Here is a 16,045-nt window from a genome sequence, read left to right as displayed (position 1 = left end):
GAGAGATGCATGCTTTGGGAAAAGAAGCTGGCGCAGTGGAGCGCCGCGGTCCGCGCACGGGTCAACCTGCCCGCGCGGCTCACCTTGTGGGACGGTCAGTCCTACGACTTCGGTGACTTCAGCGGGCCGGCGGTCACGCTGCACGTGAAATCGCCCGCGGCGCTGTCGCTGATGCTGCAGCCCACGCTGGACAACCTGGGCGAGGCCTATGTCAAGAGCAAGATCGACATCGAAGGCAAGCTCAGCGACGTGATCGACATCGCCTACGGCCTGGCGAAGACCTCGCTCGACAAGCCCGGCGGCGCGCTGCAAAGCATGGCCCGCTACTTCGCGCACACCAAGTCGTCGGACAAGAAATCCATCGAGTACCACTATGACGTGTCGAACGCGTTCTACCAACTCTGGCTCGACGCGAACATGGTCTATTCGTGCGCCTACTTCGAGAACGGCGACGAAGACCTGGCCACCGCGCAGCTGAAGAAAATCGATCACATCCTCACCAAGATCGAACTCCAGCCCGGGCAGACACTGCTCGACATTGGCTGTGGCTGGGGCGCGCTGGTGATCCGCGCGGCGCAGAAGTTCGGTGCGCGCTGCGTGGGCGTCACGCTGTCGCAGAACCAGTTCGACCTCGCGACCGAGCGCGTGAGGGCCGCCGGCCTCGCAGACCGCATCGAGATCCGCCTGCAGGACTACCGCGACGTGACGGGCCAGTTCGACCGCATCACCAGCGTCGGCATGTTCGAGCACGTGGGCCGCAAGAACCTGCCCGAGTACTTCAAGCGCGTGCAACAGCTGCTGGCCGACGACGGCATCGTCATGAACCACGGCATCACCTCGTCCGACCCCGAGGGCGGCGGCGTGTCGTACGGCGGCGGCGACTTCATCGACCGCTACGTGTTCCCCAACGGCGAGCTGCCGCACATCAGCCTGGCGCTGCAGGCCATGCAGCAGGGCGGGCTCGAGGCTTTCGACGTGGAGAACCTGCGCCGGCACTACGCGCAGACGCTGCGCCACTGGAGCGACGCCTACGAGGCCCGTGCCGACGAGGCGCGCGCGCTCGTCGACGAAGAGAAGTTCCGCATCTGGCGCATCTACCTCGCGGGCTGCGCCTATGCCTTCGAGAACGACGACGTGGCGATCTACCAGATCGTGGGGCGCAAGGCGGGCAGGGCGGCAAGCACACTGCCGTGGTCGCGCCGCTATATCTACGACGGCACCTCGGCGCTGCGCGCCTGACCCGTCAAGGCCGCGTTGCGGCTACTCGAGCGTGAAGCCGACCTTCACCGTCACCTGCCAGTGCGCGACCTTGCCGTCGACCACATGGCCGCGCGTCTCGGTGACGGTGAACCACTGGATGTTGCGCACCGTCTCGTGCGCCTTCGCGATGGCGGTCTGCACCGCGTCCTCGATGCTGGTCTTGGACGAGCCCGTCAGCTCGAGCGACTTATAGACATGGTTCGACATGGCGGCTGCTCCTTGGGTGGTTGCGTGCCCATCGTAGCCAGCGCAGGGGGCGCGAGGCAACACCTTTGGGCGCGCGGATGCGATGCAAACCGCATCAGGACATTCGCAATCCGTCGTTGGCAACGGCGGGTGCGCTTCGCAGAATCGGCGGCATCGAACCAGGGAAACCGCCCGCCATGCCACTGCACACCGTCGCCTCTTCATCCCCGGCCGCACAGGCCCGCCACGTCCTCGCGCTGACCGCCATCGCCTGGTGCATCGCGCCGGCGTCGCCGCATGAAGTGGCACGCCGCGCACCGCATGGCCATGTGCCGCTGCGCGTGCGCAGGCGGCTGCACGCCACGGCCGTGGCGGCGCTCTTGCCCTATGCCTGGTGAGCCGCGCGCCCCCGCAGATTCCAGATATCGATAGAGGAATTCAGCGCAAACGGCCCGCGCGATGGCTCGCAGAATTTGAAGCACACCCGCTTCCAATGCGCCATCGCCGAACACCGTGTCCTACTCGCTCTCCTTGCTCGACAAGAGCCTGATCCCCGAAGGTGCCGATGCCGCGCAGGCGTTCCAGCACACCATCGCGCTGGCCCGGCGCGCCGAACGGCTGGGCTACCGCCGCTACTGGCTGGCCGAGCACCACGGCAACCGCACCTACGCCGGTTCGGCGCCCGAGGTGCTGGCCTCGCATCTGCTCGCGAAGACCTCGCGCATCCGCATCGGCACCGGCGGCGTCATGTTGCAGCACTACAGCCCCTTCAAGGTCGCGGAGACCTTCAAGGTGCTCGCCTCGCTGGCGCCGGGCCGTGTCGACCTGGGCATCGGCAAGGCGCCGGGCGGCCTGCCGCTGACCAGCAAGGCGCTGCAATCGCTGCACGACCCGGTGAAGGCGAAGGCCCTCGATTTCGAAGCGCGCCTGCGCGAGCTCGATGCCTTCCTGCACGACGGCGTGCCCGCCGACCATGCGCTGGCCGGTGCCGTGGCCACGCCGTTCCCGCCGGTGGCGCCGCAGCGCGTGCTGCTCGGCGGCAGCCCCGAGAGCGCGCTGCTCGCGGCGCGGCTGGGCTGGCAGTTCGTCTATGCGGGCCACTTCAACGGCGACCCCGTGAACATCGAGCAATCGATCGACGCCTACCGCGGCGCGACCGGCCGCGCGCCGCTGCTCGCGCTGTTCGCCTTCGCCGCCGAGACGCACGACGAGGCCGCCGAGCGCGTGGGCGCGCTGCGCAGCTTCCGCGTGACCTTGCCCACGGGCCAGAGCGTGAACCTGCCGAGCCTCGAGGCCGCCGCCGAGTTCGCGCGGCAGGCCGGCGCGAGCGACTACCGCACCGAGGAGCGACGGCCGCATGTCATCGCTGGCACGGGCGAGGAGGTGCGCGACGCGCTCGAGGCCCTCAGCGCACGCCATGGCATCGAGGAGTTCGTGATCGACATCCCGGTGGCGGACTTCGGCGCGCGCGCCACGGCGGTCGAGCTGCTGGCGCAGGCCCGCGAGCCTGCACTGGCCTGAGTCTTTTCTTTTTTCCCACCACAAGAACGATCGTCATGAGCAACATCCAGTTCGGCGTCATGCTGCAAGGGGCCGGCAGCCACATGAATGCGTGGAAGCACCCGGGCGGCCCGGCCGATGCCAGCGTCAACCTCGACTTCTTCATCCGCAGCGCGCAGAAGGCCGAGGCCGCGGGCATCGCCTTCGCGTTCGTCGCCGACGGGCTCTACATCAACGAGAAGTCGATCCCGCACTTTCTCAATCGCTTCGAGCCGATCTCGATCCTGTCGGCGCTGGCCGCCGTCACCTCGAAGATCGGCCTGGCGGGCACCATCTCCAGCTCATACAGCGACCCGTTCACGGTGGCGCGGCAATTCGCCTCGCTCGACCTCATCAGCGGCGGGCGCGCGGGCTGGAACGTGGTGACCACGCCGCTGGAAGGCAGCGCGAAGAACTACAGCCGCGCCCACCCCGAGCACGCGCTGCGCTACGAGATCGCCGACGAGTACCTGGCCGTGACGCAGGGCCTGTGGGACAGCTGGGACGACGACGCCTTCGTGCGCGACCGCGAGAGCGGCCGTTTCTTCGACCGCGACAAGCTGCACACACTGGACCACAAGGGCCGCTTCTTCCAGGTGGCGGGGCCGCTGAACATCCAGCGTTCGCCGCAGGGGCAGCCGGTGATCTTCCAGGCCGGCTCGTCGGACGCGGGCATCGGCCTGGCGGGCAAGTACGCCGATGCGGTGTTCACCCATTCGCCCTCGCTCGAAGACACGCGCGCCTTCCTCAAGCAGGTGAAGGCCAGCGCCGTGGCGCAGGGGCGGCAGGCCGATGACGTGAAGATCTTCCCGGGCATCGGCCCGGTGGTGGCGGCCACGGAAGCCGAGGCCGAGGCCAAGTACCTCGCCATCCGCGCGCTGCTGACGGTCGAGGAAGCCTTGGCCTACCTGGGCCGATTCTTCGACCACCACGACTTCAGCCAGTACCCGCTCGATGCGCCATTCCCCGAACTGGGCGAGATCGGCCGCAACAGCTTCCGCTCGACCACCGACCGCATCAAGGCCAATGCCAAGGCCAAGGGCCAGACGCTGCGCGAGGTGGCGCTCGAAGTGGCCACGCCGCGCACGCAGTTCGTGGGCACGGGCGAGCGCATCGCCGACGAGATCATCCGCTGGGTGGACGAGGGCGCGGCCGATGGCTTCATCCTCGGCTTCCCGGTGCTGGGGCAGGGCCTCGATGACTTCATCGAGTTCGTGATTCCGGCGCTGGAGGCGCGCGGCCGCTACCAGCGCACGCTGCCCGGCCAGACCCTGCGCGACCACCTGGGCCTGCCGCGCAAGGCGAGCCGCCATGCCGCGCCGCAGGGCGGCGCCACCGCCGAGCGCAAGGCCGCCTGATGGGCGCCGCGCTGCCACGACCGGCCCTCAAGGACATCCACCGCGTCGAATCCACCATTGCCGGCTACGGCGATGAATTCATTGCGCTGCGGCGCGACATCCATCAGCACCCCGAGCTGTCGTTCAAGGAGCACCGTACCTCGGCGCTCGTGGCCGAGCGGCTCGCGGTCTGGGGCTACGAGGTCACGACCGGCCTGGCCGGCACCGGCGTGGTGGGCACGCTGCGGCGCGGGCCGGGGCGCAGCCTCGGCATCCGCGCCGACATGGACGCGCTGCCGATCCACGAAGCCACGGGCCTGCCGTACGCGAGCGAGAACGCGGGCGTGATGCATGCCTGCGGCCATGACGGCCACACGGCGATCCTGCTCGCGGCGGCGCGTTTCCTGGCCGAGGCGGGCAGCTTTCGCGGCACGCTGCACCTGATCTTCCAGCCCGCCGAAGAACTCGGCGCGGGCGCCAAGAAGATGATCGACGAAGGCCTGTTCACGCGCTTCCCGTGCGACGCCGTGTTCGGCCTGCACAACTGGCCCGGCGTGGGGGCAGGGCACGTGGGCTGCGTCACCGGGCCCGCGATGGCGGCCATCGATCAGGCGCACATCACGGTGCGCGGCAAGGGCGGCCATGGCGCGCAGCCGCACGAGACGGTGGACCCCGTGGTCGCGAGCGCGCACCTGATCGCAGCATTGCAGACCGTGGTGTCGCGCAACGTCGATCCGCTGGACATGGGCGTGGTCACGGTCGGCTCCATCCACGGCGGCGAGGCTTCCAACGTGATTCCGAACACCGTCGAGCTCAAGCTCACGGCACGGTCGTTCAAGCCTGAGGTGCGCGCGCTGCTGGCGCAGCGCATCCCCGCGCTGGCGCGGGCGCAGGCCGAGAGCTTCGGCGCGCAGGCCGAGGTCGACTACCGGCCGGGCTTTCCGCCGGTGGTCAACCACGCGGAAGAAACCGCCTTCGCGCGCGCCGTGGCGCTGGACACCTTCGGCGCGCAGCGGGTCGACCCGGCCTTCCGCCCGCGCACCGCCAGCGAAGACTTCGCCTACATGCTGCAGGCGCGCCCCGGCAGCTACGTGTTCTTCGGCAACGGCGAGAGCGCCTCGCTGCACAGCCCGCGCTACGACTTCAACGACGCGATCCTCGCGCCCGCGGCCGTGTACTGGGCCCGGCTGGCCGAGCGTTTTCTTTCCGCCGACGGCGACACCCAGGAAACCACCCCATGAGCGAACAGTTTCTCTACACCACGCCGCTGGACCCGCTGGCCCGGCCGTTGATCGAAGGGCTCACCTTCGAGTACGACAGCCGCTACGGCGACGTGCTGCGCGAGCCCGGTGCGCCGCGCGAGATCGACCGCTACGCGCCCGAGGTGTTCGCACCGCCGCACGGCAACTTCGTGCTGCTGCTGCGCGACGGCGTGGCGATCGGCGGCGGCGCCTTCATGCGCCACGACGAGCGCACGGCCGAGCTCAAGCGCGTGTGGACGCACGGCGCGCTGCGCCGCCAGGGCCTGGCCAGCCGCGTGCTGGCCGAACTGGAGGCGCAGGTGCTGCGCCAGGGCTACGAGCGCATCTACCTCACGACCGGCTTTCGCCAGCCCGAGGCCGTGGGCCTGTACCGCAGCCATGGCTACACGGCGCTGTTCACCGACGACGCCGACCCCGAGACGCCGCGCAAGCTGCCGTTCGAGAAGCACCTGGCGCAATGGGCCACGCAAGGCCGTGCCGGTGCGGCACTGAGCGGGGCGGTGTCGCGATGAACACGACCACCGTGCTCGACGCCGGTCCGGAGCCTCGTACCCCCACGGCACCCCTGCGCCGCAGCGATGCGGCACCGCCCGCCAAGGGCGACTACTCGCACTTTCGCATCGTCCCCGCGACCTACCCGGCGCGCACCGTCGGCACCGTCTTCGCGGTGGCGGTGATCGGCCTCGTGCTGCATTCGGTGCTCACCAACCCGCGCTGGGGCTGGCCGGTGTTCGCGCAGTGGTTCTTCTCGGAGCCGGTGCTGGCCGGGCTGGGCCGCACGCTGCTGCTCACGGCACTGGGTGCGGTGCTGGGCTTCTTCTTCGGCACGGGGCTGGCGCTGGCGCGGGTGTCGCGCTCGCCGCTCCTGGCGCGGCTGGCCTGGGTGTTCACCTGGCTCTTCCGCTCGGTGCCGGTGATCGTGCTGCTCTTGATCATCAACAACCTCGGCTACCTGTACGAGACCGTGTCGCTGGGCGTGCCGTTCACCGACCTCACGTTCTTCTCGTACCCGACCACGCAGCTCATCAGCCCCTTCGTGGCGGCGCTGCTGGGACTCACGCTGAACCAGGCGGCCTTCGCCTCGGAGATCGTGCGCGGGGGCATCCTGTCGGTGGACCAGGGGCAGCTCGAGGCAGCGGCTGCGCTGGGCCTTTCGCGCCGGCGCCAGGCTTCGCGCATCGTGCTGCCGCAGGCCATGCGCAGCATCCTGCCCACGGCCTTCAACGACATCATCGGGCTGGCCAAGGGCACCTCGAACCTCTACATCCTGGCGCTGCCCGAGCTGTTCTACACGATCCAGATCATCTACCGGCGCAACCTGGAAGTGATTCCGCTGCTCATGGTGGCGACCGTGTGGTACCTCGTGATCCTCACGGTGCTGTCGGTGGCGCAGCACTACATCGAGCGGCATTTCTCGCGCGGGGCCCTGCGCCATGCGCCGCGCTCGTGGCTGGGCGGCGTGGTGCACGGGCTGTGGGCGCGGGGCAGGGCGCCGGCCGTGGTGCCCGTGTCGGCACCGGCGCCGTCCCCCGCGCAGGTGCCGCGCTGGAACGGCTCGCGCGCCCCGGGTGGCGAGGTGACGATCCACGGCGTGTCCAAGCGCTTCGGCGCGCTGCAGGTGCTCGACGACGTGACCTTCACCGCGCCGCGTGGCAGCGTCACCGTGATCCTCGGCCCCTCGGGCTCGGGCAAGTCGACGCTGCTGCGCACCATCAACCACCTGGAGCGCGTGGACGACGGCTTCATTGCCATCGACGGCGAACTCATCGGCTACCGGCGCGACGCCGACACGCTGTACGAGCTGCACGAGAAGGACATCCTCACGCGCCGCGTCGACGTGGGCATGGTGTTCCAGAACTTCAACCTGTTCCCGCACCTCACGGTGCTGGAGAACATCGTCGAGGCGCCGCAGTCGGTGCGCGGCCTGCCGCGCGCCGAGGCCGAGGCGCTGGCCACCGACCTGCTGGCCCGCGTCGGCCTGGCCGACCGCAAGGACGCGTACCCGCGCCAGCTCTCGGGCGGCCAGCAGCAGCGCGTGGCGATCGCGCGGGCGCTGGCGCTCAAGCCCAAGGTGCTGCTGTTCGACGAGCCCACCTCGGCGCTCGACCCCGAGCTGGTGGGCGAGGTGCTCGCGGTGATCGAAGAGCTCGCGAGCTCCGGCACCACGCTGGTCATCGTGACGCACGAGATCGGCTTTGCCCGCGAGGTGGCCGACACCGTGGTCTTCATGGAGCAGGGCCGCATCCTCGAGACCGGCACGCCCGAGCAGGTGTTCAACGCACCGCGGCACCCACGCACGGCCGAGTTCCTGGCCAAGGTGCTCTGAGTTTTTTCCCTTCCCCATTTTTCAAACCGACCGCTTTCATGACCCATCGACGCCATCTCCTGACTGTTCTTCTTGCGGCCTTGCTGCCCCTGGCCGCCACGGCCCAGACCGCCCCGGCGCCCGACCTGAGCCCCGAGCAGCCCGGCCGCCCGCGCGCGCAGAAGATCGACGAGGCCGTGCGGCTCGCGAAGGACTTCAAGTTCCTGAAAGAGGGCGTGCTCGTCGTGGGCACCACCACCGGCCGGCTGCCGTTCGCGGCCTACGCCACCGACACGAAGACGCCCGTGGGCAACGCGCCCGATATCGCGCAACTCGTGGCCGACAGCCTGGGGCGCAAGCTGGAGCTGGTGTCCACCGCCTGGGCCGACTGGCCGCTGGGCCTGCAGTCGGGCAAGTTCGACGTGGTGGTGTCCAACGTGACCGTGACCGAGGAGCGCAAGGAGAAGTTCGACTTCTCGACCTACCGCAACGACCAGCTGGGCATCTACGTGAAGTCGGACAGCAAGCTCGGGCCGATCAAGGAACCGAAGGACATCGCGGGCCTGAAGCTCATCGTGACGGCCAGCACGAACCAGGAGCAGATCCTGCTGCGCTGGAACAAGCAGAACCTGGCCGCCGGCCTCAAGCCCATCGAGATCCAGTACTACGACGACGATGTGGTGCAGCGCCTGGCCATCCAGTCGGGCCGCGCCGACGCGTACGTGGGCCCCAACGCCATCGCGGCCTACGAGGCGCGCGACGGCAAGACCCGGCTCGCGGGCCTGGTGTCGGGCGGCTGGCCGCTCAATGCCGAGATCGCCGTCACCTCGCGCAAGGGCTCGGGCATTGCCGAGGCCGTGACGCTGGCGCTGAACACGCAGATCAAGAACGGCAACTACGGCAAGGCGCTGTCGCGCTGGAACCTGGCGTCCGAGGCCATCGAGGTGGCGCGCACCAACCCGCCCGGCCTGCCGAAGAACTGAGGGGAGGGGACCATGTCGCTCAAGAAAAAACTGGGGGCGCTGGCCGCCCTCGGGCTGATGGCGTTCGCGCCGGCGCACGCCGCCGACGCCTTCGACTTCAGCCCCGAGCAGAAGGGCCGCCTGCACACCGGCAAGGACGCCGAGGCCGTCAACGCCATTCCGCCGAGCTTCAAGTTCGTGAAGGAGGGCGTGCTGACCATCGCCATCGCGCCGTTCGCGCCGCCGATTTCCACCTACGCCACCGACGCGAAGACGGTGGTGGGCTTCGACCCCGACTTTGCCCACCTCATCGCCGAGGCGCTGGGCCTGAAGCTGGAGCTGCGGCCCGTCGCCTGGGCCGACTGGCCGCTGGGCCTGAGCTCGGGCAAGTACGACGCCGTGATCTCCAACGTGGGCGTGACCGAGCAGCGCAAGGAGAAGTTCGACTTCTCGACCTACCGGCTCGGCCTGCACGGCTTCTACGTGCGCACCGACAGCGCCATCCAGTCGATCAAGGAGCCCAAGGACGTGGCGGGCCTGAAGCTCACGACCGGCGCCGGCACCAACCAGGAACGCATCCTGCTCGAATGGGACCGGCAGAACGTGGCCGCGGGCCTGAAGCCGGTGTCGATCCAGTACTACGACGACGATGTGACGCGCTGGCTGGCGGTGACGACGAAACGCGTCGACGCCAACTTCAACCCCAACGCACCGCAGGCCTACGAGGCCGCGAAGAACGGGCAACTGCGGCTGGCCGGCACCGTGAACGCGGGCTGGCCGCTGAAGTCGGACGTGGCCGTGGCCACGCGCAAGGGCAGCGGGCTGGCGGTGGCGCTGACCACCGCGGCCAACGGCCTGATCCGCAACGGCACCTACGCCAAGGCGCTCGCGCGCTGGCGCCTGGCCGAAGAGGCGCTGCCGAAATCGGAAGTCAACCCGCCGGGGTTGCCGAAGTTCTGACCCTGCGAACCCCACGACCATGACCATCCAGCACATCGGTTTCCTCACGCCCGGCAACTACGACGAGGCCGACCCGCACGCGGGCCTCGAAGCCGCGCTGCGGCTGTTCGAATTCGGCGAACGGCGCGGCTTCGACAGCGCCTGGGTGCGCCAGCGCCACCTGGAGCGCGCCGTGTCGTCGGCACCGACCTTCCTGGCCGCCGCCACGCAGCGCACGCGCCGCATCGAACTCGGCGCGGCCGTGATCCAGATGGGCTACGAGAACCCGTTCCGGCTCGCCGAAGACCTGGCCACCGTCGACGTGCTCTCGCGCGGTCGCCTGCAGGTGGGCCTGAGCGCGGGCGCGCCGCCGCACGGTGCCTTGCTGGGCGGGCGCTTCCAGGACGCGCCGCCGGCCACGGTCGACTTCACGCACAAGCGCGTGGCGCGGCTGCGCGCGAACCTCGAAGACGTGCTGCTGGGCGACGAGGACACGGTGGTCGAATCGGCCGGCGGGCGCGTGCGTCCGCGCGTGCAGCCCTATGCGCCCGGCCTCGTCGGGCGGCTCTGGTACGGCGGCGGGTCGCTGCGCTCGGCCGAATGGGCGGGGCGCAACGGCTTTCACCTGCTGCTGGGCAACGTGCTCACGGGCGAGACCACCGACGATTTCCTCGAGGCGCAGACCGGGCTGGTCGAGCGCTACCGTGCGAGCGAAGTGCCGGGCGCGCGGCGCGGGCGGATCGCGCTGGGCCGCGTGATCGTGCCGCTCGACGGCGCCGATGCGGCCACGCGGCGGCGCTACCGCGCCTTCGCGGCGGGCCGCGTCGAGCGCACGCTGTCGCCGCAGGGCGAGCGCCGCACGCTGTTCGCCGGCGACCTCGTGGGCAGCGCGGACGAGATCCTGGAGCGCCTGCACCGTGACCCCGTACTGCCGCTCGTGAGCGAGCTGCGCGTGGAGCTGCCCTACAACTTCGACAGCGAGGCCTACGAGCAGATCCTGGACGACCTGGCGGTGCGCATCGCGCCCGAACTGGGCTGGCGCGTGCGCGCCGAGCTGCCGCATCAAGAGGCTGCACTCGCCTGAGCCTCAGACGCTTTGCGCATGCGCTTATCGCAAACGCTTCGTTGGTGATCGCGGGTGGCCTGCCTAGAGTTCGCTCTGATCTGTTTCAGATGTCTTCCATTCAACACAAGGAGTCCCGCATGTCGATCTTCAGCAGATGGTGGCGCGCCGCGTCCCTCGCCACGCTGACCTTCCTGGCCACCGCACCGTCGGCCTTCGCGCAGGCCTCGGCCGACGGCAGCGGTCCGCTGGTCTCCACCGACTGGCTCGAGAAGAACCTGCGCAACCCGAAGCTGCGCCTGATCGAGGTCAGCGTGAACCCGGGCCTGTACGAGCGCGGCCACATCCCGGGTGCGGTGAACTTTTCGTGGCACAACGACCTCAACGACCGCGTGCGCCGCGACATCGTGAGCCAGGCCGAGTTCGAAAAGCTGCTGTCGGCGGCCGGTGTCGACAAGGACACCACCGTGATCCTCTACGGCGACACCAACAACTGGTTCGCCGCCTGGGGCGCCTGGGTGTTCGACCAGTACGGCGTGCAGAACGTGAAGCTGCTCGACGGCGGGCGCAAGAAGTGGGAGGCCGAGAACCGCGTGCTCGACAACCGCGCGCCCGAGCATGTCGCCACGCGCTTCAAGGTGACGCAGCCCAACCCGCAGCTGCGCGCGCGGCTGGCCGACGTGCTGGCCGTGGCCGAGGGCCGCTCCGACGCGAAGCTGGTCGACATCCGTTCGGCCGACGAGTACAGCGGCAAGATCTTCGCGCCGGCGGGCGCCGCCGAACTGGCGGTGCGCGCGGGCCACGTGCCCGGCGCGGCCAACGTGCCCTGGGGCCGTGCGGTGAACGAAGACGGCACCTTCAAGTCGGCCGCCGAGCTGAAGGCGATCTACGCGGCCGTCGGCATCGATGGCAGCAAGCCGGCCATCACCTACTGCCGCATCGGCGAGCGCTCGAGCCACACCTGGTTCGCGCTGCACAAGATCCTGGGCTACAAGAACGTGCGCAACTACGACGGCTCGTGGACCGAGTACGGCAACGCCGTCGGCGTGCCGGTCAACAACCCGGCCGGCACGGTGTGGGCGTCCAAATGAATGAGTTGAGGTGAGATGAGTTCGAGGTGAGTCGGCGTTGGAGGGACCTCGCGGCCTCTCTGATGAGCGACATTGGGCGAGCCCTCGGGCTCGCTTTTTTTTTGGACCCAAAAAAGAGGGACCGGGGCATGTCTGCTTCGTCAATCCATGCGGCGCCTGCGCCGCTTTCTCGCACGGGCCTGGCCGCTGCGGTCGTCGTGTGTTGCTGGTCGCCGCCAGCGTGCACCTGCTCGGCGAGCGCAGCGGCGGCCGTGCGCTGGCCTTCGCGCTCGGGCTGGGCGCGGTGCTCGGCGTGGTGCTGCAGCGCTCGCGCTTCTGCTTCTACTGCCACGCGCGCGACTACTTCGAAGGCGGCGACGCGCGTGGCCTGCTGGCCATCGTGGCCGCGCTGGCGGTCGGCACCGTGGGCATGCACGTCGTCATGACGGGCTGGCTGCCCGTGCCGCAGCCGGGGCGATTGCCGCCCGATGCGCACATCGGGCCGGTCAGCGTCGCCCTGGTGCTCGCGGGACTGGCCTTCGGCGCGGGCATGGTGGTGTCGGGCTCGTGCATCAGCGCGCACTGGTACCGGCTGGGCGAAGGCTCGCCGACTGCGCCCTTTGCGCTGCTTGGTGCGGGCGCGGGATTCCTGTTGGGGTTCACCAGCTGGAACTGGCTCTACAGCGCCACCATCGTCACCGCGCCGGTGGTGTGGCTGCCGCATCACCTGGGCTATGCAGGCTCGGCCGCGCTGCAGCTGGCGGTGCTCGCCGCGCTCGCGGCCTGGCTCTGGCGAAAGCTGCCGGCGGGTGAGGCTGCCTTGCCCACGCCGCGCCGCTTCATCGACGCCGCGCGCCGCCTGCTGCACGGGCGATGGCCGTATGCGTGGGGCGGCCTCGCGGTCGGCGCGATCGCCGTGATCGTGGTGCTGCGGCTGCGTCCCCTCGGCGTCACCGCCGCGTTGGGCAGCGCCGCGCGCGACTTCGGCAACGCGCACGGCCTGCTGCCGCAGCGCCTGGACGGGCTCGACGGTTTCGGCGGCTGCGTCACGGCGGTGGTCGAAAGCCTCTGGCAAACACCCAACGCGCTGCTGGTCGGTGGCCTCGTGGCGGGTGCGTTGGCCGCGGCGCTGGCGAGCGGGCAGTTCAAGCCCGCATGGCCGACCGTGGGGCAGGTCGTGCGCGGCCTCGGTGGCGGCGTGCTGCTGGGGTGGGGCGCGATGACCGGGCTGGGCTGCACGGTCGGCAACCTGCTCTCCGGCACGATGGCCGGCGCGCTGTCGGGTTGGGTGTTCGGCGCGAGCGTGCTGCTGGCGGTGTGGGGCGGGCTGCGATTGAAGCGTCTCGCCGTAAGGGCGTGATCGCCGTTCATCGCAGCGCGGCAGACACCGCATTTCCATATGCGGAGTCCTTCTTTCGAGACGGCGCGGGGCAGGGCACAGTCCCTCACGCACAGGCACAGGACGACGCCGCCCCGCGCGGCCGTCCGCCTGTCTTCTCTTCCAAAGAACACCCGAGGGATTCCATGCTCCGACCACTCCTGACCGCGGCCCTGCTGGCCGCCGGCCTGCTGCAGGCGCCTGTTGCCGCCGCCGAAACCGTGCGATGGGCGCGCAGCGCCGACCCCGCCACGCTCGACCCGCATGCGGTCAACACCGGCACCAACTTCGGGCTGCTGCACCAGATCTACGAGCCGCTGATCCTGCGCGGCGCCGACAGCAAGCTGCAGCCCGCGCTGGCCACCTCGTGGAAGCTCACGGCCGACCCGACGGTGTGGGAGTTCAAGCTGCGTCCCGGCGTCAAGTTCCATGACGGCGCGCTGCTCACGGCCGACGACGTGGTGTTCTCGCTGCAGCGCGCGCAGGCGCCGAGCTCGGCGCTGAAGTCGCTGCTGTCGTCGGTGGCCGAGGTGAAGAAGGTCGATGCGCTCACGGTGCAGGTCAAGACCAAGGGCCCGAACCTGATCTTCCCGAACAACCTCACGAACCTCTTCATCCTGAACGAAGCCTGGGCGAAGGCGAACAAGGCCGAGCAGTCGCAGGACGTGGCCAGCAAGACCGAGAACTTCGCGACCCGCAACGAGAACGGCACCGGCCCGTACGTGCTGGCCTCGCGCGAGGTCGATGCGCGCACGGTGCTCAAGCAGTTTCCGCAGTACTGGGGCCGCGGCCAGTTTCCGCTGGACGTGACCGAGCTGGTCTACGTGCCGATCAAGTCGCCGCGACGCGCGTGGCCGCGCTGCTGTCGGGCGAGGTCGATTTCGTGCAGGACCTGCCGGCGCAGGACGTGGGCCGGCTCAAGGCCGACAAGCGCCTGCGCGTGACCGAAGGGCCCGAGAACCGCTCGATCTTCCTGGGCCTGAACGTGGGCGCGAAGGAGCTCAAGTACGCCGACGTGAAGGGCAAGAACCCGCTGGCCGACCCGAAGGTGCGCGAGGCCATCGGCCTGGCGATCGACCGCGACGCGATCAAGGCGGCGGTGATGCGCGGGCTGTCGAACCCCTCGGGCATCATCGCGCCGCCGTTCGTGCACGGCTACGAGAAGGGCTTCGCGGCCTACCCGAAGGCCAACGCGGCGCAGGCGAAGAAGCTGCTGGCCGAGGCCGGCTACCCGAACGGCTTTGCGATCACGCTGCACACGCCGAACGACCGCTACGTGAACGACGAGGCCATCAGCACGGCGGTGTCGGGCTTCCTCGGGCGCATCGGCATCAAGACCACGGTGGCGGCGCGCCCGATTGCGCTGCACAGCACCGCCATCAACTCGGCCGACACCGACTTCTACCTGTTCGGCTGGGGCGTGCCGACCTACGACTCGGCCTACATCTTCGACTACCTGGTGCACACGCGCGGCAAGGACGGCCGCGGCCCGACCAACGCCACCGGCTACAGCAACGCCGAGGTCGACGCGCAGATCGCATCGCTGGCGGCCGAGAGCGACAAGGCGAAACGCGACGCCACCATCAAAGCCATCTGGCAGACCGTGCAGAAGGAGCGCATCTACATCGCGCTGCACGACCAGGTGCTCAACTTCGCCTCGACCCCGAAGCTGGACATTCCGGTCAGCCCCGACGGCAGTGTGTTCTTCAAGAACGTGAAGGTAGCGAAACCGTAAGCACACGTCATGTGGGTTCATCTCTTGCGCCGGCTCGGCCAGTCCGTGCTGGTGCTGCTGGCGGTGTCGTTCGTGTCCTTCCTGGTGTTCCGCCACATCGGCGACCCGACCATCAGCCTGCTCGGCGAAGACGCCACGCTGGAAGAACGCGCCGCGCTGACGGCCGAACTGGGCTTCGACCGCCCGGTGCCGGTGCAGTACCTGCGCTACGTGGGCCACGCGCTGCAGGGCGACCTGGGCGTGTCGTACCGGCTGAAGCGGCCGGTGGTCGAGCTCATCGCCGAGCGGCTGCCGGCCACGCTCGAACTGGCGCTGGTGGCGGCCGTGCTGGCGGTGGCGGGCGGCGTGGCGCTGGGCGTGTACACCGCGATCCGGCGCGACAGCGTGGCCAGCCGCGCGGTCATGGCGGTGTCGCTGGTCGGCGTGTCGCTGCCCACCTTCCTGATCGGCATCGGACTCATCTACCTGTTCGCGGTCGAGCTGCGCTGGCTGCCCTCGTTCGGACGCGGCGACACGGTGCGGCTCGGCGGCTGGAGCACCGGGCTGCTCACGGCCTCGGGCTGGGCGTCGCTGCTGATGCCCGCGCTGACGCTGGGCCTGTACAAGCTGACGCTGATCATGCGGCTGGTGCGCGCCGAGATGCTGGAGGTGCTGCGCGCCGACTACATCCGCTTCGGCCGCGCACGCGGGCTGCGCGAGCGCGACCTGAACTACGGCCATGCGCTGCGCAACACGCTGATCCCGGTCATCACCATCACTGGGCTGCAGATCGGCTCGCTGGTGGCCTTTGCCATCGTCACCGAGACGGTGTTCCAGTGGCCGGGCGTGGGCCTGCTGTTCATCACGTCGATCCAGGGGGTGGACGTGCCGGTGGTGGCGGCCTACCTGCTGCTGATCGCGCTGCTGTACGTGGCGATCAATTTCATCGTCGACCTGCTGTATGTGCTGGTCGATCCGCGCCTGCGACGCGCCTGACGCCTTCTTGCTTTTTTTTCCGAATGACGCTTCC

16 protein-coding genes are annotated in these 16,045 nt (G+C 69.5%); 15 read left to right on the top strand and 1 reads right to left on the bottom strand.

Annotation, left to right across the window (positions count from 1 at the left end; translation table 11 throughout):
* Positions 1-9: 9 nt before the first annotated feature.
* Positions 10-1,239, top strand: coding sequence for a class I SAM-dependent methyltransferase (locus ACAM52_RS11925; protein ID WP_369647130.1), 1,230 nt, complete (start codon positions 10-12; stop codon positions 1,237-1,239).
* Between the two features lie 21 nt (positions 1,240-1,260).
* Here the strand turns inward: ACAM52_RS11925 and ACAM52_RS11920 are convergent, their stop codons facing one another.
* Positions 1,261-1,467, bottom strand: coding sequence for a dodecin (locus tag ACAM52_RS11920; protein ID WP_369647129.1), 207 nt, complete (start codon positions 1,465-1,467; stop codon positions 1,261-1,263).
* A gap of 176 nt (positions 1,468-1,643) precedes the next feature.
* Here ACAM52_RS11920 and ACAM52_RS11915 point away from each other — a divergent pair, with 176 nt between their 5' ends.
* The 14 genes from ACAM52_RS11915 (at position 1,644) to ACAM52_RS11850 (ending at position 16,011) form a co-directional block, all read left to right on the top strand.
* Positions 1,644-1,844, top strand: coding sequence for a hypothetical protein (locus tag ACAM52_RS11915; RefSeq protein WP_062482175.1), 201 nt, complete (start codon positions 1,644-1,646; stop codon positions 1,842-1,844).
* 115 nt (positions 1,845-1,959) lie between these two features.
* A complete protein-coding gene (locus tag ACAM52_RS11910; protein ID WP_369647128.1) occupies positions 1,960-2,967 on the top strand; it encodes an LLM class flavin-dependent oxidoreductase in 1,008 nt (335 codons plus the stop codon).
* A 29-nt stretch (positions 2,968-2,996) separates the two neighbouring features.
* A complete protein-coding gene (locus ACAM52_RS11905) occupies positions 2,997-4,343 on the top strand; it encodes an LLM class flavin-dependent oxidoreductase (RefSeq protein WP_369647727.1) in 1,347 nt (448 codons plus the stop codon).
* The gene (locus ACAM52_RS11900) at positions 4,343-5,563 is read left to right on the top strand and encodes a M20 aminoacylase family protein (RefSeq protein WP_369647127.1); all 1,221 of its coding nucleotides are present in this window, start codon (positions 4,343-4,345) and stop codon (positions 5,561-5,563) included. Before ACAM52_RS11905 ends, ACAM52_RS11900 begins: the two co-directional genes overlap by 1 nt.
* Positions 5,560-6,096, top strand: coding sequence for a GNAT family N-acetyltransferase (locus ACAM52_RS11895; RefSeq protein ID WP_159277042.1), 537 nt, complete (start codon positions 5,560-5,562; stop codon positions 6,094-6,096). Before ACAM52_RS11900 ends, ACAM52_RS11895 begins: the two co-directional genes overlap by 4 nt.
* Positions 6,093-7,910, top strand: a complete 1,818-nt coding sequence (locus tag ACAM52_RS11890) for an amino acid ABC transporter permease/ATP-binding protein (RefSeq protein WP_369647126.1) — start codon at positions 6,093-6,095, stop codon at positions 7,908-7,910. Before ACAM52_RS11895 ends, ACAM52_RS11890 begins: the two co-directional genes overlap by 4 nt.
* A 38-nt stretch (positions 7,911-7,948) precedes the next feature.
* Positions 7,949-8,872, top strand: coding sequence for an ABC transporter substrate-binding protein (locus ACAM52_RS11885; RefSeq protein WP_369647125.1), 924 nt, complete (start codon positions 7,949-7,951; stop codon positions 8,870-8,872).
* Positions 8,873-8,884: 12 nt separating this feature from the next.
* The gene (locus ACAM52_RS11880; RefSeq protein WP_139706248.1) at positions 8,885-9,811 is read left to right on the top strand and encodes an ABC transporter substrate-binding protein; all 927 of its coding nucleotides are present in this window, start codon (positions 8,885-8,887) and stop codon (positions 9,809-9,811) included.
* A gap of 19 nt (positions 9,812-9,830) precedes the next feature.
* Entirely contained in the window at positions 9,831-10,874 is a 1,044-nt protein-coding gene (locus tag ACAM52_RS11875; RefSeq protein ID WP_369647124.1) for an LLM class flavin-dependent oxidoreductase, read from the top strand.
* A 119-nt stretch (positions 10,875-10,993) separates the two neighbouring features.
* Positions 10,994-11,944 (top strand): sulfurtransferase, encoded by a 951-nt coding sequence (locus tag ACAM52_RS11870; RefSeq protein WP_369647123.1) that lies wholly within the window; start codon positions 10,994-10,996, stop codon positions 11,942-11,944.
* 199 nt (positions 11,945-12,143) lie between these two features.
* Positions 12,144-13,283: a YeeE/YedE thiosulfate transporter family protein gene (locus ACAM52_RS11865; protein WP_369647122.1), complete on the top strand. Its 1,140-nt coding sequence runs from the start codon at positions 12,144-12,146 to the stop codon at positions 13,281-13,283.
* 164 nt (positions 13,284-13,447) lie between these two features.
* A complete protein-coding gene (locus ACAM52_RS11860) occupies positions 13,448-14,245 on the top strand; it encodes an ABC transporter substrate-binding protein (protein ID WP_369647121.1) in 798 nt (265 codons plus the stop codon).
* A complete protein-coding gene (locus tag ACAM52_RS11855) occupies positions 14,152-15,036 on the top strand; it encodes an ABC transporter substrate-binding protein (RefSeq protein ID WP_369647120.1) in 885 nt (294 codons plus the stop codon). Before ACAM52_RS11860 ends, ACAM52_RS11855 begins: the two co-directional genes overlap by 94 nt.
* Positions 15,037-15,045: 9 nt before the next feature.
* A complete protein-coding gene (locus tag ACAM52_RS11850) occupies positions 15,046-16,011 on the top strand; it encodes an ABC transporter permease (protein ID WP_369647119.1) in 966 nt (321 codons plus the stop codon).
* Positions 16,012-16,045: the final 34 nt, after the last annotated feature.

Source organism: Variovorax sp. V118 (assembly GCF_041154445.1).
Classification (GTDB): Bacteria; Pseudomonadota; Gammaproteobacteria; order Burkholderiales; family Burkholderiaceae_C; genus Variovorax; species Variovorax boronicumulans.
This window is presented reverse-complemented; position numbering and strand designations above follow the sequence as displayed.